This is a genomic window from Paragemmobacter amnigenus (genome assembly GCF_009908265.2).
Classification (GTDB): Bacteria; Pseudomonadota; Alphaproteobacteria; order Rhodobacterales; family Rhodobacteraceae; genus Paragemmobacter; species Paragemmobacter amnigenus.
Window position 1 is genome coordinate 77,595 of record NZ_JAAATX020000002.1, and the last position, 17,534, is coordinate 95,128.

Annotated in this window: 17 protein-coding genes; 12 read left to right on the forward strand and 5 right to left on the reverse strand. The window is 66.1% G+C overall.

Features of this window, described 5'->3' with window-relative positions; translation table 11 throughout:
• Positions 1-52: 52 nt before the first annotated feature.
• On the reverse strand, positions 53-1,510 hold the full coding sequence (locus GU927_RS02855; protein ID WP_161760849.1) for an amidase: 1,458 nt from the start codon (positions 1,508-1,510) through the stop codon (positions 53-55).
• Between the two features lie 242 nt (positions 1,511-1,752).
• Between GU927_RS02855 and GU927_RS02860 the strand changes: the two genes are divergently transcribed.
• Positions 1,753-2,538, forward strand: a complete 786-nt coding sequence (locus GU927_RS02860) for a cobalamin-binding protein (RefSeq protein ID WP_161760850.1) — start codon at positions 1,753-1,755, stop codon at positions 2,536-2,538.
• On the opposite strand, the gene GU927_RS02865 is transcribed toward GU927_RS02860, so the two are convergent.
• Positions 2,517-2,813, reverse strand: a complete 297-nt coding sequence (locus GU927_RS02865; RefSeq protein WP_161760851.1) for a DUF6476 family protein — start codon at positions 2,811-2,813, stop codon at positions 2,517-2,519. The genes GU927_RS02860 and GU927_RS02865 overlap by 22 nt on opposite strands.
• Here GU927_RS02865 and GU927_RS02870 point away from each other — a divergent pair.
• From GU927_RS02870 to GU927_RS02900, 7 genes are all read left to right on the forward strand, one after another.
• Positions 2,812-3,858: an RluA family pseudouridine synthase gene (locus GU927_RS02870; protein WP_161760852.1), complete on the forward strand. Its 1,047-nt coding sequence runs from the start codon at positions 2,812-2,814 to the stop codon at positions 3,856-3,858. The two genes, GU927_RS02865 and GU927_RS02870, sit on opposite strands and share 2 nt — an antisense overlap.
• Positions 3,859-4,041: 183 nt before the next feature.
• Entirely contained in the window at positions 4,042-4,938 is an 897-nt protein-coding gene (gene rpoH, locus GU927_RS02875; RefSeq protein ID WP_161760853.1) for an RNA polymerase sigma factor RpoH, read from the forward strand.
• Between the two features lie 83 nt (positions 4,939-5,021).
• Positions 5,022-5,765, forward strand: coding sequence for a phosphatidylserine decarboxylase (locus GU927_RS02880; RefSeq protein WP_269770095.1), 744 nt, complete (start codon positions 5,022-5,024; stop codon positions 5,763-5,765).
• Positions 5,766-5,768: 3 nt separating this feature from the next.
• Complete coding sequence (pssA, locus tag GU927_RS02885; protein ID WP_161760855.1) at positions 5,769-6,536, forward strand: CDP-diacylglycerol--serine O-phosphatidyltransferase; 768 nt, start codon at positions 5,769-5,771, stop codon at positions 6,534-6,536.
• Positions 6,536-7,159 carry a class I SAM-dependent methyltransferase gene (locus GU927_RS02890; protein WP_161760856.1) on the forward strand — a complete coding sequence of 208 codons (624 nt, stop codon included), beginning with the start codon at positions 6,536-6,538 and terminating at the stop codon, positions 7,157-7,159. The genes pssA and GU927_RS02890 overlap by 1 nt, the downstream gene beginning before the upstream one ends.
• Positions 7,160-7,230: 71 nt before the next feature.
• Complete coding sequence (locus GU927_RS02895; protein ID WP_161760857.1) at positions 7,231-8,214, forward strand: Gfo/Idh/MocA family protein; 984 nt, start codon at positions 7,231-7,233, stop codon at positions 8,212-8,214.
• 153 nt (positions 8,215-8,367) lie between these two features.
• A complete protein-coding gene (locus tag GU927_RS02900) occupies positions 8,368-8,736 on the forward strand; it encodes a baeRF12 domain-containing protein (RefSeq protein ID WP_161760858.1) in 369 nt (122 codons plus the stop codon).
• Between the two features lie 7 nt (positions 8,737-8,743).
• Here GU927_RS02900 and GU927_RS02905 read toward each other — a convergent pair whose 3' ends face one another.
• The 3 genes from GU927_RS02905 to GU927_RS02915 all read right to left on the reverse strand — a co-directional run bounded on the left by GU927_RS02905 (position 8,744) and on the right by GU927_RS02915 (position 13,334).
• The gene (locus GU927_RS02905) at positions 8,744-10,570 is read right to left on the reverse strand and encodes a M3 family oligoendopeptidase (RefSeq protein WP_161760859.1); all 1,827 of its coding nucleotides are present in this window, start codon (positions 10,568-10,570) and stop codon (positions 8,744-8,746) included.
• A 155-nt stretch (positions 10,571-10,725) separates the two neighbouring features.
• Positions 10,726-12,324, reverse strand: a complete 1,599-nt coding sequence (locus GU927_RS02910) for an ATP-dependent DNA ligase (RefSeq protein WP_161760860.1) — start codon at positions 12,322-12,324, stop codon at positions 10,726-10,728.
• Positions 12,321-13,334 carry a ligase-associated DNA damage response exonuclease gene (locus GU927_RS02915; RefSeq protein WP_161760861.1) on the reverse strand — a complete coding sequence of 338 codons (1,014 nt, stop codon included), beginning with the start codon at positions 13,332-13,334 and terminating at the stop codon, positions 12,321-12,323. The genes GU927_RS02910 and GU927_RS02915 overlap by 4 nt, the downstream gene beginning before the upstream one ends.
• A gap of 185 nt (positions 13,335-13,519) precedes the next feature.
• On the opposite strand from GU927_RS02915, the gene GU927_RS02920 reads away from it, so the two are divergent.
• The 4 genes from GU927_RS02920 to GU927_RS02935 are packed head-to-tail and all read left to right on the forward strand — an operon-like array spanning position 13,520 to position 17,427.
• A complete protein-coding gene (locus GU927_RS02920) occupies positions 13,520-14,911 on the forward strand; it encodes a circularly permuted type 2 ATP-grasp protein (RefSeq protein ID WP_217765525.1) in 1,392 nt (463 codons plus the stop codon).
• Between the two features lie 7 nt (positions 14,912-14,918).
• Positions 14,919-15,869 (forward strand): alpha-E domain-containing protein, encoded by a 951-nt coding sequence (locus tag GU927_RS02925; protein ID WP_161760863.1) that lies wholly within the window; start codon positions 14,919-14,921, stop codon positions 15,867-15,869.
• Complete coding sequence (locus GU927_RS02930; protein WP_161760864.1) at positions 15,869-16,678, forward strand: transglutaminase family protein; 810 nt, start codon at positions 15,869-15,871, stop codon at positions 16,676-16,678. The genes GU927_RS02925 and GU927_RS02930 overlap by 1 nt, the downstream gene beginning before the upstream one ends.
• 26 nt (positions 16,679-16,704) lie before the next feature.
• A complete protein-coding gene (locus GU927_RS02935) occupies positions 16,705-17,427 on the forward strand; it encodes a proteasome-type protease (protein ID WP_161760865.1) in 723 nt (240 codons plus the stop codon).
• Positions 17,428-17,534: the final 107 nt, after the last annotated feature.

Sequence of the window (17,534 nt, forward strand, 5' to 3'; positions counted from 1 at the left end):
GGTTCTTTTCTTTTGATCATATCTGACCGCCCGAATCCCCGCTTGGCAAGCATTAAGAACGCGCAGCCCCCGCCATCGGCGCGCGGATCGCCGCCCATGGCGCCGCGCGCTCCAGTTCTGCACAAAGCGCGATCAACTCCTCATCCGCGCCGAAACGGGCCGCCAGATGCACCCCGATGGGCAGATCCCCGCCCGACCAGCCCAGAGGCAGGCTCGCCGCAGGCTGCCCGCTGGCGTTGAACACCGCGCAGAAGGGCGAATATTCGAAGATGCCCCCCGGTCCGATGCGATAGCCCACGTAATCCTCTGTCTCGTGGCTGAACCGCCCCACCGTCGCGGGCGGCTCGGCCAGCGTGGCCGACAGGATGACGTCCGGCCCGTCCCCCGCCCGTTCCCCGAACACCGCCGCCATCTGCCGCCCGAAGGCATGGATTTCCCCCACCGCCTCGAGATAGCGCGTCGGATGCAGCGTCTCGGCATGGGCCATGGCCCCCCGCGACACCCCCTCGACCAGCCCCGCCGGATCGCGCCCCTTCAGCGCGCGCCGCACCCCCAGCGCCGTGCCCACCCCCACGATATCCGTCCATGCGCGCATCATCATCGGCACATCCGCCGCAGGCCGCCCCGGCTCCACATGGTGCCCCAGACCTTCCAGCAGCCGCCCCGCCTGATGCACCGCGGCCTTCACCTCCGGGGGGATCGGCGCGCCGGTGAAGGTCGTGTCGCAGATCATCACCCGCAGACGGCGCGGCGGGCGGGTGATCGCATCCGAATGGCTGCGCGACAGGGCAGGGGCCACATAGGGCGCGCCAAGGTCCGGCCCCGCGCAGGCATCCAGCATGACGGCGGTATCCCTGACCGACCGCGTCAGGAAGCCGTCGATCGCCATGCCCGCCCAGCCCTCGCCGACATAGGGCCCGTCCGGCAGACGCGCCCGCGTCGGCTTGAACCCGAACAGCCCGCAGCTTGACGCCGGTATCCGCACCGACCCGCCACCGTCCGACCCGTGCGCCATGGCGACGATCCCCGCCGCCACCGCCGCCCCCGCACCCCCCGACGATCCGCCCGAAGTATGTTCCGTATTCCACGGGTTTCGCGTCGGCCCGCCATAGACCGCCGATTCCGTCGCCGCCCCGATCCCGCCTTCGGGGCTGGTGGTCCGGCCAAAGGTCACCACCCCCGTCGCCCGCATCCGCGCATAGATGGCCGAGTCGCGGTCGTATCGCGTATCGGCCAGCAGCCGCGATCCGTTATGCGACGGGAAATCCACCGCCTCGCAGCCCAGATCCTTCAGCAGGAAAGGCACCCCGCGGAACGGCCCCTGCGGCAGGCCGCTTGCGATGGCCCGCCGCGCCACCTCTTCCTGCACCAGCACGACGGCATTGATCGCCGGATTGCGCGCCTCGACCGCGGCAAGGGCAGCGTCCAGCAACTCGGTCGGCGTCACCTCGCCCGCCGCCACCAACTCGGCCAGCGCCGTCGCATCCCGTGCCCCAAGATCCCCGATCATCCCCGCCGCTCCTTGCCAGTTCCGCGCCCATGCTGGACCCCGCCGCAGGGCGCGGTCATGCCTGCAACCGCCATCACGACGTCGCTTTCCAGACTCCGCCTTGCCGTTTCGGTTCCGGCCAAAGGGCGTGCGCTGCGTATGTACAACTGTCTGCACAACCGTCTGCACAACCGGCGGTACAGCCCGGATGCTTGTGCCCGCCCCCCGCTTGGGCAAGGATGGACCCGCCAAAGGGGGGCGACATGACCTTTTCCCGTATCGTCTGCCTGACCGAGGAAACGGTCGAAACGCTCTATCTCCTCGGCCGGCAGGACCGCATCGCAGGCGTCACCGGCTACGCCGTCCGCCCCGCCCGCGTGCGCCGCGAAAAGCCCCGCGTGGGCGGTTTCACCACGGCAGATGTGAACAGGATCAAGGACTTGCACCCCGACCTCGTCCTGACCTTCTCGGACCTTCAGGCGGATGTGGTGGCCCAGCTGATCCGCGACGGGATCGAGGTTCACGCCTTCAACCACCGGAGCATCGAAGGCATCTTCCGCATGATCCGCACCTGCGGCGCGCTGGCCGACGCCGCCCCGCAGGCCGACCGCCTGATCGCCGCCTACCGCGACCGCCTCGCCCGCATCGCCGCCACCCCCCGCCCCTCTTGCCCCCGCGTCTGGTTCGAGGAATGGGATAACCCCTTGATTTCAGGCATAGGTTGGGTGTCCGAACTGGTCGCCATCGCGGGCGGTCAGGACATCTTCCCCGACCTCGCCGCCGAAAGCCTTGCCAGAAACCGCATCGTCCACCCCGACCGCGTCGCCGCCGAAAGACCGGACGTCATCCTCGCCTCGTGGTGCGGCAGACGGGTCGTCCCCGGCCACATCGCCGCCCGCCCCGGCTGGCAGGACATCCCCGCCATCCGCGACGGCCGCATCCACGAGATCAAGTCGCCCCTGATCCTGCAACCCGGCCCCGCCGCCCTGACCGACGGCCTCGACGCCATACAGGCCGCGCTCTGGGGTCAGTCCAGCGTGATTTCCTGACGCAACCGCCCGTCGCGGCCAAAGACCAGCACCCGCCCGTCCTCGGTCACCACCAGCATCATGTCCTTGGCCACCGTCACGGCCTGCGCGCGCGCGCCCTCGGGCAGGGCCAGATTTTCCGGCAGCGCCACCGCCGATCCGTCCGGCATTCTGGTGACAAGAAGGGAAACGATGGTTATGACACCGCCGATCATGGCCACCATCAGCACGATGACCAGCCATTTCAGGAACATCAGGCTGGGCGGCAACCCGCCCTGATCAGGAGTGTCGTCCATGTCAGACCTTTCCGAAGAGGGCGCACCCACCCTGACCGTCACCATCGGGGAAAACCCGCCCGACCGTCTGGATAAGGCCTTGGCGCGCGAGGTGCCAGAGGAAGTCGCACTTTCGCGCTCGCGCCTGATGAAGATGATCGCCGAAGGCGATGTGCTGAAGGACGGCGCGCCCGTCACCGACCCCAAGGCAAAGGTGGCGGAGGGCGAGGAATACACCCTCCAGCTCGCTCCGGCCGAGGAATACCACGCCCGCCCCGAAGCCATCCCCTTGACCATCCTGTACGAAGACGCCGACCTGATCGTCATCGACAAGCCCGCCGGCATGGTCGTCCACCCCGCGCCCGGCACGCCGTCGGGCACGCTGGTCAACGCCCTTTTGCACCATTGCGGCGACACGCTGTCGGGCATCGGCGGCGAAAAGCGTCCGGGCATCGTGCACCGCATCGACAAGGACACGACCGGCCTTCTGGTCGTGGCGAAATCCGACCGCGCGCATCACGGGCTGGCAAAGCAGTTCGAACAGCACAGCGTCAATCGCCATTACATCGCCCTGGTCCACGGCAGGCCCGATGCCGCCGATCCCCGCCTGCGCGGGACCAAGGGCGTGACCTTCGAATCCGGCGGCATCGTCCGCATCGCCACAGGCCTTGCCCGCCACAAGACCGACCGCCAGCGGCAGGCCGTGGTCTGGGACGGCGCGGGCCGCCATGCCGTCACCCGCGCGCGGGTCGTGGAAAGCTACGGCGACGCCGCCGCACTGGTGGATTGCTGGCTCGAGACGGGGCGCACCCACCAGATCCGCGTCCACATGGCCCATGCGGGCCACGGCCTGCTGGGGGACCAGACCTATGGCGGCCGCCGCCGCCTGTCCCCGAAACTCGTGGGCGACCGTGCCGCCGCGATGGGCAACGGCTTTCCCCGTCAGGCCCTGCACGCCGCCACGCTGGGCTTCGTCCACCCCGTCACGGGCGAGGAGATGGAGTTCGAAAGCCCCCTTCCGCCCGACATGGAAGAGCTGGTCAACGCCCTGCACGGACAGGCCTGAACTGCTGAAACATTGGCTGACATGTGCGTGACCGCACCGAAGCGGGCCTTTAACGCTAACGGAACCTTTCCCATCTACCGTGAAATAGGAAGGACGGCCCCTTGATCCGCAGGGGGCATTTTCCTAACGTCGCAAATCCTCCGGGGCTTCAGGAAAGACCGGGGGAAGAACAGGGGGCACGACATGAGCACCTACCAAAACCTTCCCGCACCCAGCCCCGAGCAGGGGCTGAACCGCTATCTTCAGGAAATCCGCAAATTTCCGCTGCTGGAACCTGAACAGGAATACATGCTGGCCAAGCGCTGGGTCGACCATCAGGATGCTGGCGCCGCGCACCAGCTCGTCACCTCGCACCTGCGCCTCGCGGCCAAGATCGCGATGGGATATCGCGGCTACGGCTTGCCTCAAGCAGAAGTGATCTCCGAGGCGAATGTGGGCCTGATGCAGGCCGTCAAGCGCTTTGACCCCGAAAAGGGTTTCCGCCTTGCGACCTATGCCATGTGGTGGATCCGCGCCTCGATCCAGGAATACATCCTGCGGTCGTGGAGCCTTGTGAAACTCGGGACCACCTCGGCGCAGAAAAAGCTGTTCTTCAACCTTCGCAAGGCCAAGGCCAAGGTCGGCGCGCTGGAAGACGGCGACCTGCGGCCCGAGAATGTCGCCCAGATCGCCAAGGACCTGTCCGTCAGCGAGGACGAGGTGATCGAGATGAACCGCCGTCTGGCCGGTTCCGACGCCTCGCTCAACGCCACCGTCGGGTCCGACGGCGAAGGCGCGACGCAATGGCAGGACTGGCTGGAGGACGAGGACAGCGATCAGGCCGGCGCCTATGAGGAACGCGACGAACTCGACGCCCGCCGCGCGCTGCTGGCACAGGCGATCTCGGTCCTCAACGACCGCGAGAAGGACATTCTGATGCAGCGCCGTCTGGCCGAAACGCCCGTAACGCTGGAGGAACTGTCGGAAAGCTACGGCGTCAGCCGCGAACGCATCCGCCAGATCGAGGTGCGCGCCTTCGAAAAGCTGCAGGCGCGGATGCGCGAACTGGCCCGCGGCAAGGGCATGGCGATCCCCGCCTGACACCGCGCGCCGTTAACGGAACCTTAATCCTGCGGGGGGCGATCCCCTCGATCCCCGCAGGATCCGCGACCGGCTCTGCACGGTTGCGCGGGCAGGGCGGGAAGGATAGACGGCAGCAAAGCCGGAGGCCGCCGATGACCATGCTCGAAACCTTCATCAAACCCATGCACCGCGAGGGCATCCCCTTCGTCGCGGCCTTTGCCGCCGTGACGCTCGTGCTGTTCTGGCTGTGGGAACCGCTGGGCTGGGTCGGCACCGGCCTGACCGTCTGGTGCTATTACTTCTTCCGCGACCCGCGCCGCGCCGTGCCGGAAAACGCGGGCCTCATGGTCAGCCCCGCCGACGGCGTGGTTTCGCTGATCGAACGCGCCGTTCCTCCGCCCGAACTTGGCATGGGCCCCGAGGCGATGATGCGCGTCTCGGTTTTCATGAACGTCTTCAACTGCCACGTGAACCGCGCCCCCATCGCGGGCCGCATCTCGGCCATCAGCTACCGCCCCGGCAAATTCCTGAACGCCGCGCTGGACAAGGCGTCGGTGGACAACGAACGCAACTCGCTGCGCATCGACATGGCCGACGGCCGGTCCATCGCCGTGGTGCAGATCGCGGGCCTTGTCGCCCGCCGCATCGTCTGTTTCGCCAAGCCGGGGCAGGACATCCGCACCGGCGAACGCTTCGGCCTGATCCGCTTCGGTTCACGTCTGGATATATATCTTCCCGAAGGCGTGCAGCCGCAGGTTGCATTGGGCCAGACCTGTGTGGCAGGAGAGACCGTGATCGCGCTGGTCGGACAGGACATGCCCCAGCGCCTTGCCCGGATGGAGTGATCCATGCCCACCGAGGAGCCCGCCCGCCCGCGCCGCAAGTTGCACATCCTGCAACTGCTGCCCAATCTCGTCTCGATCCTCGGCCTCTGCTCCGGTCTGACCGCGATCCGTTTCGCCGTGGAAGGCCGCTTCGTCACCGCCATCGCGCTGATCGGCCTTGCCGCGGCGCTCGATGCGCTGGACGGCCGCCTTGCGCGGATGTTGAAATCCGAAAGCGCGATCGGCGCGGAACTCGACAGCCTTGGCGATTTCGTGAATTTCGGCGTGGTGCCCGGGCTGGTCCTCTATCTCTGGGCGCTGAAGGGCGAGGCCTCGCTGGGCTGGATCGCCGTGCTGATCTACGCCATCTGCTGCATGCTGCGCCTTGCCCGCTTCAACGTCGGCAACAAGCGGACCGACGGGGCGGAACCTGCGGAACGCACCTCCTTCATCGGCGTTCCCTCCCCGGCCGGGGCGATGCTGGTGCTGGCACCGATGTATCTGGCCTTCTGTTTCCCGGGTGACTTGCGCCTTCCGGTGGCGGCGGTCGCGCTGTGGATGGTGGCGATGGGTGCGCTGATGATCAGCCGCATCCGTACGCCCTCGCTCAAGCGCGTCACGATCTATGCCGAGGATGCGCGCTACATCCTCGTCGGTGTCGCGGCGGTCGTCGCGGCACTGCTGACCTACCCGTGGGTCACGCTTCTGGCGCTGGCCTGCATCTACCTTGCTGCAATCCTTTTCCTCGCGCGACACGATCTGCTCGCTCCGTTCAAACCGAAAGGCCCCTGATGGATATCCAAGCTGTCCGCCGCTCCTACGCCCGCTGGGCGCCGATTTACGATCTGACCTTCGGTCGGATCACCGGACAGGGACGCAAGCGGGCAGTCAGTGTCCTGAACGCGCTGGGCGGTCGGGTGCTGGAGGTGGGCGTGGGCACGGGCCTTGCCCTTCCGGCCTATCGCCCCGGGGTCGAGGTGACGGGGATCGACGCCAGCGCCGAGATGCTGGAAAAGGCACGCGAGAAGGTGGCCGAACTGGGCCTGACCCATGTCAGGGCCCTGCGCGAGATGGATGCGCGCAAGCTCGATTTCCCCGATGGCAGCTTCGACCACATCGCCGCCATGCACATCATGTCGGTCGTACCGGAACCTGAACGCGTGATGGCCGAAATGGCCCGCGTCCTGCGCCCCGGCGGGACGATCCTGATCGTCAACCACTTCGCCCGCGAACCGCATGAAAACGGCTGGCTTCCGTGGTTCGAACGCAAGCTTGCACCGCTGGCGAACCTCTTGGGCTGGCACAGCGATTTCGACCGCGCGCGGGTGCTGTCCACCCCCGGCCTGACGCTGATTGAAGAGGCGCATCTGCCACCCCTTGGCATGATGACCTTTCTTCGCCTTCGCAAGGACTGACCTTCCGCACCCTTGCAGCCGTTAGCGCCAACGCCTAGCCTGCGCCGCGTCACCGCAAGGGAGGAAGACAGATGAAACCCGTCCGCTGGGGCGTGCTTGGCAATGCCAAATTCGCCCGTGACCACATGGCCCCCGCCATCCACATGGCCGAGAATGCCGAACTCGTCGCGCTGGGCACGTCGTCCCCCGGCAAGGCCGAGGGATGGGATTTCTGCCCCGGCCTCAAGCAGGTCTCCTATGACGACCTGCTGGCCGATCCCACCATCGACGCGGTCTACATCCCGCTTCCGAACCACATCCATGTGGAATGGACGCTCAAGGTGCTGGCGGCGGGCAAGCATGTGCTGACCGAAAAGCCCATTTCCATGCGCGCCGAAGAGATCGACACGATCATCGCCGCGCGTGACAAGTCGGGGCTTCTGGCGGCCGAGGCCTATATGATCGTCCACCACCCGCAATGGATCCGCGCCCGCGAACTGGTGCAGGGCGGGGCCATCGGTACGCTGCGCCACATCGACGCCTTCTTCAGCTACAATAACGCCGAGGAAACGCAGAACATCCGCAACCGCCCCGAAACCGGTGGCGGCGGCATCCGTGACATCGGGGTCTATACCTATGGCTCTGCCCGCTTCGTTTCGGGGGCCGAGGCAACGGACCTGTCCTGCCGCCTGATCCGTGAAAACGGCGTGGATGTCTGGGCCGAGGTGGACGCGATCATGGAAGGCCCGCTCGGCCGCGCGACCTATACCGCCATGACCTCCATGCGCCTGCAGAACCGGCAGGAAGTGACCTTCCACGGTGACAAGGGTCTGCTCAAGGTCGCCAACGGCCCCTTCAACGCCAACCTCTTCGCCGAGGCGCGGATCGAGCTGCACAACGGCCAAACCGTCACCTCGGAACGCTGGCCAGCCGCCAACCACTACAAGCTGCAGGTGGAAAACTTCAGCCGCTCCATCCGCACCGGTGCCGCCTATCCCTGCCCTCTGGAATTCACCCGCGGCACGCAGGTGATGATCGACCGCGCCTTCGAGACCGCGCGCGAGATCAGCTGGTAAGCCCCCCATGTCTGCCCTGCCCGCAGGGGCGGGGCAGACTTTCGCGATTTTTTGCATTCATTAGGATAAATCGCACCAAAGCTGCCTCAGATCAAAGCGACTCGGGCCGTCTTTCGATAGGCGGGACATACCCCGTCAACAGGAGGCGGAGCCATGAAAACCCGTCGCAACATGATCCTTGTGGCCGCTGAAAAGGACCTTCGACTGCTGGTCTCGGAAGGCGAAGGCAAAGGCGTGACCGAGATGCGCCACGTCCGCGCCGCCGATCTGGCCCGCAGCAGCGCCGATCCCGGCCGCATCTCCCGCTTTGCCAAGGGCATCGCCGACTATGCCGAGTCGGAATGGCGCAAGGGCGGCTATGACCGCCTGACGCTGGTCGCCGGAACGGCGATGCTGCGCGACTTGCGGCAGGAACTGCCCGACCGCCTGCGCGACCGCATCTCGGCCGTGCTGGACCGCGACCTGATCGACCGGCCGGTCCGCGATATCGCGGGCCAGCTTCGGGAAATCCACGCGATCTGACGGGGCCTCAGCCCTCCATCGCCTCCAGCTCGTCGATGAAGCCCGCGATCATCGACAGGCCCTTGTCCCAGAACTTCGGGTCACTGGCATCCAGACCGAAGGGTGCCAGCAACTCCTTGTGGTGCTTGGATCCGCCCGCCTTGAGCATGTCGAAATACTTGGTCTGGAAATCGGGCAGCCCGTCCGCATAGGCCGCGTAAAGCGCGTTCACCAGCCCGTCGCCAAAGGCATAGGCATAGACGTAGAAGGGCGAATGGACGAAATGGGGGATATAGGCCCAGAACGTCTCGTACCCGTCCATGAAGTCGAAGGCATCGCCAAGGCTTTGCGCCTGTACCGACATCCACAGCGCGTTGATGTCGTCTGGCGTGAGTTCGCCTTCACGACGCGCGGCGTGCAGTTTGCATTCGAAATCGTAGAAGGCGATCTGGCGCACGACCGTGTTGATCATGTCCTCGACCTTGCCCGCCAGCAGCGTCTTGCGTTCCGCCGGGGTTTTCGCCGCATCCAGCAGCTTGCGGAAGGTCAGCATCTCGCCAAAGACCGATGCCGTCTCGGCCAGCGTCAGGGGGGTAGAGGACAGAAGTTCCCCCTGACCCGCCGCCAGAACCTGATGCACGCCATGGCCCAGCTCATGCGCCAGCGTCATCACGTCGCGCGGTTTGCCAAGGTAGTTCAGCATCACATAGGGATGCACCACCGTCACCGTCGGGTGGGCAAAGGCACCGGGCGCCTTGCCGGGTTTCACGCCCGCGTCGATCCAGCCTTTCTCGAAGAAGGGCTTGGCCAGATCCGCCATCTTGGGATCGAAGGCGCCATAGGCATCCAGCACGGTCCTGGTCGCTGTGTCCCAGTCCACGGTCTTCGGCGTCTCGATCGGCAGGGGGGCGTTGCGGTCCCAGACCTGCAGCTTTTCCAGCCCCATCCACTTGGCCTTCAGCCGGTAATAGCGGTGCGACAGCTTCGGATAGGCGGCGACGACGGCATTCCTCAGCGCCTCGACCACCTCGGGTTCCACATGGTTGGACAGGTGGCGGCCGGTCTGCGGCGTGGGCATCTTGCGCCAGCGGTCCTCGACCTCCTTCTCTTTGGCCAAGGTGTTGTGGATGCGGGCAAAAAGCTTGATGTTGCGGTCGAAAACCTCGGCCAGCGACCGCGCCGCCGCCTCGCGCTTGGTACGGTCGGTGTCGGTCAAGAGGTTCAGCGTGGCCTCGAGGTTCAGCTCCTCTTCCTCGCCCGCGACCTTGAACATCAGGCCCGCCATCGTCTCGTCGAACAGCTTGTTCCACGCGCTGGCCCCCACGACCGAATTGTCGTGCAGGAACCGCTCCAGCTCGTCCGACAGCTGGTGCGGGCGCATGGCGCGCATCCGGTCGAAGACGGGCTTGTAGCGGGCAAGGTCGGCATTGGCGGCCAACAGACCGGCCAGATGATCCTCTTCCAGCCGGTTGAATTCGAGGCTGAAGAAGACCAGCGGCGTGGTGAAGGTGGTGATGCGGTCCTGCGCATCGGCCATGAACTTTGCCCGCTCGCTGTCCATGGTGTTCTGATAGTAGCGCAGTCCAGCAAAGGACATGATGCGCCCCGCGATCACGTCGATCTCCTCGTACCGCTTGACGCAGGTCAGCATCCCGGCCGCGTCCAGCGAGGCCAGCTTGCCCTCGTAATCGGCGGCGAAATCCGCACAGGCCTTTTCCAGCCAGCCCATGTCGCGCGTGAATTCCGGCGCGTCCGTCGCGGGATAAAGGTCGGTCAGATCCCAATCCGGCAGCTTGCCGAGGCCACCGCCCGTTGCGTTGGCGTCAAAGACGGGGCGGGGCAGGGGAAGCGTCATGGGAAACCTCATCGCGTTTGCTTGAAAAGCATCTAGGGCGGGGGCAGCGGCAGGCGCAAGGGAAGCGAGGTCAATTCGGCGCAATCGCGGCCTCATTTTCCGTTCCCAAATATCCCACGGGGGTGCGGGGGTGTGAAACCCCCGCGTCCGACGGGTCAACCCCGCGCGACGTTCAACAGGTCGCGCAGGCCCTCGATCGTGTCGATCTCGTCCACCGGCTTGTCCCGCCGCCAGCGCGCCATGCGCGGAAAGCGCAGCGCGATGCCCGACTTGTGGCGGGGGCTTTCCTGTATCCCCTCGAAGGCGATCTCGAAGACCAGTTCCGGCTTTACCCGCCGCACGGGGCCGAAGCGTTCCAGCGTGTTCTTGCCCACCCAGCGGGTGATTTCCGCGAATTCGGCGTCGGTCAGGCCGGAATAGGCCTTGGTGAAGGGGACAAGTTCGTTCCCCTGCCGCACGGCAAAGGTGAAGTCGGTGAACAGGTTGGCCCGCCGCCCGTGCCCTGCCTGCGCATAGATCATCACCGCATCGACCGACCAGGGGTCGAGCTTCCATTTCCACCAGTCTCCGCGCTTGCGTCCCACGAAATAGGGCGAGGTCGCGCGCTTCAGCATCAGCCCCTCTGCCTGCGCCGCGCGCGCCGTGGCGCGGATCGCGGCCAGATCGGCCCAACCGGCAAAGGCGATGTCGGGCGAAAGGCCCAGCGGCAGACCGGCGGGCAGGGCCGCCACCATCGCCTCCATCCGCGCGCGGCGGGTGGCGTAGGGGAGGGGGCGGATATCCTCGCCCCCGTCCTCCAGCAGGTCATAGGCCAGAAGGCGTGCGGGGGCGTCCAGCAGCAGCCTTTTGGGCACGGTCTTGCGGCCGATCCTCTTTTGCAATTCGGCAAAGGGCAGCGGGCGGTCCGCGCCCCATGCCACCACCTCGCCGTCGATCACGGTGCCCCGGGGCAGGAAATCGGCGAGGGGCGCGAATTCGGGGAAGCGGTCGGTGATCAACTCTTCCCCCCGCGACCAGAGGGCGAAGGCCCCCTCGCGTTGGATCAGTTGCCCGCGGATGCCGTCCCATTTCCATTCCGCCCGCCAGTCCTGCGGATCGCCGAGTGTTTCGGGGCCGTCCTCCAGCGGTGCTGCCAGCGCAAAGGGATAGGGGCGCGAGCCGAGGCCTGTCGCCGTGTCCTCGGCCACCAGATCGGCAAATGCGGTGTGCTGCGGCAGCCAGTCCCCCATCAGGCGGTGGGCCAGCACCGCCTCGTCCACGCCAGTCGCCTGTGCCAGCGCGCGGGTCATCAGGCCCTGGCTGACGCCCATCCGGAAACCGCCGGTGATCAGCTTGTTAAACAGCAGCCGTTCGGTCTGGCCCAGCCTGTCCCAGACGCGCAGGATCGCCTCGCGCCGCGCTTCGGATGACTGGCCGGTCAGGGCCATCAGCGCACGGATTGTCTGGTCCAGCGACGGCGGTTCGTCCTCGTGCAATGGGGCGGGCAGGATCAGGGCGATGGTTTCGGCAAGGTCCCCCACCATCGCGTAGCTTTCCTCGAACAGCCAAAGCGGAAGCCCCGCCGCACCCGCCGCCCATTCGCGCAGCTCGGTCGCGGTAACGCTGCGTTTGGGCCTGCGACCGGAGAGGAGCGCGATGGTCCAGACGCGGTCGGGCTCCGGCGCGCTCTGGAAATAGGCGGTCAGGGCCGCCAGCTTGGCGCCCGTCTTGGTGGTCCCGTCCAGCGCGGCGAAGAGGGCGGCGAAGTCCCTCATTCCGCGACCTCGGGCAGGGGTTCTTCGGCGTCGTCCCCGAATTCGGTGGCGACGATGCCTGCGTCATAGCCCTGTTCTGCCAGCCAGCGGCGGAAGGGGGCGGTGTAGCCGTGGGTGACGAAGACCCTTTCGCAGCCCGTGGCGCGGATGGCGGCGTTCAGGCCGTCCCAGTCGGCATGATCGGATACGGTAAAGCCGGTGCCCAGCGACCGCCGCCGCCTTATGCCGCGCACGGCCATCCAGCCGCTGGCGAACGCCTCGTCCACGGGGCCGAACTTGCGCGCCCATGCCGACCCCAGCGCCGACGGGGGCGCGATGACCAGCGCGCCGGGATGAGTTTTCGCGTCCACCCCTTGCCCTGCGCGGATCGTGTCGGGCAGGGCATAGCCTTGGGCGCGCAGGATCGCCGTCGTCTCCTCCACCGCGCCATGGGTCAGGATTGGGCCTATCGGATCGACCCCCGCCATCAGCCGCTGCGCCTTGCCGAAGCTATAGGCGCCAAGGATCGAGGTCTTGCCCGCCGCTGCATTGGCCGCCCACCAGCGCGAGATGTCGGCCATCACCTGCGCCTGCGGGCGCCAGCGGAAGACGGGCAGGCCGAAGGTGCATTCGGAAATGAAGGCATGGCAGCGGACGGGGGCGAAGGGTTCGGCCAGACCGTCGGGTTCCACCTTGTAATCGCCCGAGACGACCCAGACCTCGCCGTCCCGTTCCACTGCGATCTGGGCCGATCCCGGCACGTGACCTGCGGGGTGGAAGCTGACCGTGACCCCGCCAATCCGGAAGGCTTCGCCATAGCCGATCCCCTGCGCGTCGATCTGGCCAAGGCGGTGGCGGATCACGGGCAGCGCCTGATGCGTGGCCAGATAACGGCGGTGGCCCCAGCGGGCGTGGTCGGAATGGCCATGCGTGATCAGCGCGCGGTCGACGGGGCGCCATGGGTCGATGAAGAAATCCCCTGCGGGGCAGTAGATGCCGCGATCGGTGAAGGTCAGGACAGGATCGGCCATGCGCGAAACCTAGGGCTGTGGCAGGGCGGGGCCAGCCGGCGCGTTTGCCCAAATATTGTGCGGTTGCACATGTCGCACCCGTTTCCTTTTCGCCAAACGCTTCCCCGCCGCGGGTTGCGCTGATTAACTCGGACCAAGACCATAAGGTTCGGGGGGCGGTGAGGGTGACGCAATACTTCAACGAGATGTATCAGGGCGGCAAGGTGCGGGCGCCCTATGCGCGGCTGGAAGACTGGATGAAGGCGATGCCCGCCGCCTTGCGGACGCTGAAACAGGCCGAGGCCGAGGATCTGTTCCGCCGCATCGGCATCACTTTCGCCGTCTATGGCGAGGGCGGCGATCCCGACCGGCTGATCCCCTTCGACATGTTCCCCCGCGTCTTCACGGGGGCGGAATGGGCAAGGCTGGAAAAGGGGATCAAGCAACGTGCGCGGGCGTTGAACGCCTTTCTGGTGGATGTCTACCAGCGGGGCGAGATCGTGCGCGCAGGGCGCGTGCCGTCGCGGCTGGTCTATCAGAACGAGGCCTATGAGAAGGCCGTGGCGGGCATAAGGCCGCCCAAGGGCGTCTATTCCCATATCGTGGGCATCGACATCGTGCGCACCGGCCCGGACGAGTTCTTCGTGCTGGAAGACAACTGCCGCACGCCGTCGGGCGTGTCCTACATGCTGGAAAACCGCGAGATCATGATGCGGATGTTCCCCGACCTGTTCCGCGAGAACCGGATCGAACCCGTGGAAAAATATCCCGAAATCCTGCGCCGCACCCTTGCCTCGGTCGCGCCCGAGAAGTGCAGCGGCGAGCCGACTGTAGTCCTGCTGACCCCCGGCCATTTCAACAGCGCCTATTACGAGCACAGCTTCCTTGCCGACCTGATGGGGATTGAACTTGTCGAGGGGCAGGACCTGTTCGTCGAAGGCGAATTCGTCTGGATGCGCACGACCGAAGGCCCGAAGAAGGTGGATGTGATCTACCGCCGGATCGACGACGCCTTCATCGACCCACTGTGTTTCCGCCCCGACTCCATGCTGGGCGTGCCAGGGCTGATGGATGTCTACCGGTCGGGCGGGGTGACGATCTGTTCAGCCCCCGGCGCAGGGGTGGCGGATGACAAGGCGGTCTATACCTTCGTCCCCGAGATGATCCGCTTTTACCTTGGGGAAGAGCCGATCTTGCAGAACGTGCCGACATGGCAATGCGGCAAGTCCGATGACTTGCGTTATGTCCTTGATAACCTTTCTGAACTGGTCGTTAAGGAAGTCCACGGATCGGGCGGATACGGCATGCTGGTCGGGCCGAAATCGACGAAGGATCAGGTCGAGGCGTTCCGCGCCAAGATCATGGCCGATCCTGGCAATTACATCGCCCAGCCGACGCTGGCGCTGTCCACCACGCCCACCTTCGTTGCCGAAGGCGTGGCCCCGCGCCATGTGGACCTGCGGCCCTATTGCCTTGTGGGCGAACGGATCGAACTGGTGCCCGGCGCGCTGACGCGGGTGGCGCTGAAGGAAGGGTCACTGGTCGTCAACTCCTCCCAAGGGGGCGGGGTTAAGGATACCTGGGTGCTGGCGGAGTGATCGAGACATGCTGAGCCGGACCGCAGACAATCTGTTCTGGATCGCCCGATACATGGAGCGCGCCGAAACCGCCGCGCGACTGCTGGAGGTGGGATCGCGCATCGCGCTGCTGCCATCCGCCGCGGGATATCGCAACGAGTGGGATTCGCTGTTGCAGGCGTCGGGCAATGCCGATGCCTTTGCGAAGAAATATGGCGACCCCGTGCAGCGGAACATCGAAAGCTTCCTGTTCTTCGACCGTGACAACCCGTCATCGGTGGCCTGTTGCATCACATCTGCCCGCGAGAACGGGCGCATCGTCCGCACCGCGCTGACCGCGCAGGTCTGGGACGCGCTGAACACCGCGTTCCAGGAGTTGCGGCAATTGGAGCGCACCCCCCGCAGCGAATTGGAGCTGTCGCGCCTGACCGAATGGACGATGCGACATGCCGCGATGGTGCGGGGGGCCATCGACGCGACCCTTCTGCGCAATGATGGGTGGGATTTCCTAAACCTTGGTTACAACCTCGAACGCGCGGACAACACGGCGCGTCTGATGGATGTGAAGTATTATGTCCTGCTGCCGCGGGTGGAATTCGTCGGCTCCGGTCTGGACAATTACCAGTGGACGACGCTTCTGCGGGCGATGTCGGCGCACCGGGCGTTCCACTGGGCCTATGGCGGCGAGGTGACGGCGGCCAAGATCGCGCATTTCCTGATCCTGAACCCGCAATGCCCCCGCTCGCTCATCACCTGCGCCGAGGGGATTTCGGGCCATCTGGACAGGCTTTCAAAGGCTTATGGCGCCACGACCGACGCGCAGGCGCGGGCGCGGGCGATGGTCGATGCGCTGCGGGTGACGCGGACGGACGATATCTTCGACGAGGGGCTGCATGACTTCCTGTCGCGCTTCATCCGCGAGGCGGCGGCGCTGGGGTCGCTGATCCATGACACCTATCTGAGCGGGGATATGCGCTGATGCTGCTGACGGTCGATCATGTGACGCGCTACAGCTATGACCGCCCCGTGCGGGCGGTGATGCAGAGCCACCGGCTGACCCCGTCGGTCTTTGACGGGCAGAAGGTGCGCGACTGGACCGTGACGGTGACGGATGGCATCCCGGGCGGGGCCTTCCGCGACGGGGCAGGGGACCGCGTGCAGGGCTGGACGGTGAAGGGGCCGGTGTCGGGAATCGAGGTTCGCGTCACGGGCACGGTGGAAACCCTTGATCTGGCAGGGGTTCTGCGCGGCCACCGCGAGGTCGTCCCGCCCGAGGTCTATCTGGTGGAGACTGCCCCCACGGCCGCTGACGCGGCGCTGCGCGCCGTGGCTGCCGCCGCGATGGGCACGGACGGGCCACTGGCCGTGGCGCACCGGCTGGCAGCGGCGGTGGCCGATGCCATCGCCTATCGCCCCGGCGCGACCCATGCCCATACGACCGCGGCCGAGGCGCTGGCGCTGGGCGAGGGGGTCTGTCAGGACCATGCCCATGCCCTCATCGCCGCGGCGCGCGTGGCGGGGCTGCCGGCGCGCTATGTGTCGGGCTATCTGTTCGCCGATTCCGACGGCGTCGCGCATGAGGCCGCCCATGCCTGGGCCGAAATTTTCGTGGCTGGCCTTGGCTGGGTCGGGTTCGATCCGGCGAACCGCTGCTGTCCAGATGACCGCTATATCCGGTTGGGGTCGGGGCTGGACGCACAGGATGCGGCCCCGATCCGCGGGATCGCGCGGGGGACGGGGGCGGAATCGCTGGATGTGACGGTTGCGGTTCTGGCCTTGCAGCAATAGGGTCGGGCATCCTTGGGGACTGGACGATGACCTATTGCGTGGGACTTCTGCTGAATGACGGCATGGTTTTGCTGTCGGACACCCGCACCAATGCGGGGTTGGACAACATCTCGACCTACCGCAAGATGTTCCACTTCGAGGACCCGGGTGAGCGTGTCATTACGATAATGACCGCCGGAAGTCTGTCAGTCACGCAGACCACCATCGCGCGGTTGCGCGAGGCGATCGAGGCACCCGAGGCGACGGGCGAGACGTCGATCATGCTGGCGCCCACCATGCTGAAAGTCGCTGATATCGTTGGGAATATGCTGGCCGAAGTGCGTGGCGAGATCGACGAGAAGCTGTCGGCGATGCAGGGGGCGAGTGCGTCGATGATCGTGGCGGGGCAGAGGAAGGGGGGGGCGATGCGGCTTTTCCTGATCTATCCCGAGGGGAACTTTATCGAAGCGACAGAGGACACACCCTTCCTGCAGATCGGCGAGCATAAATATGGCAAGCCCATCCTCGACCGCGTGGTGAAGCCGTCGACCAGCCTGTCGGACGCGCAGAAGGCGGTGCTTCTGTCGATGGATTCCACTTTGAGATCAAACCTTTCCGTGGGAATGCCGCTGGATCTTTGCGTGATCGAGAAGGATGCCTGCAAGGTGTCCTCCACGCGCCGGATCGAGGCGGGGGACGAGCAGTTCCGCGCCATGTCCGAGGCGTGGAGCAAGGCGCTGCGCGACGGATTCCGGCAGATCAACCTGTAAGCGGGTCGTACCGGCGGCTGTGCAGACGGTTGTACCGCAACCTGTCAGCACGCAGCGCACGGTAAGGGCGTCCGCGCGCAACGGGCGCTGCTGCGGCGGGGGGGCAA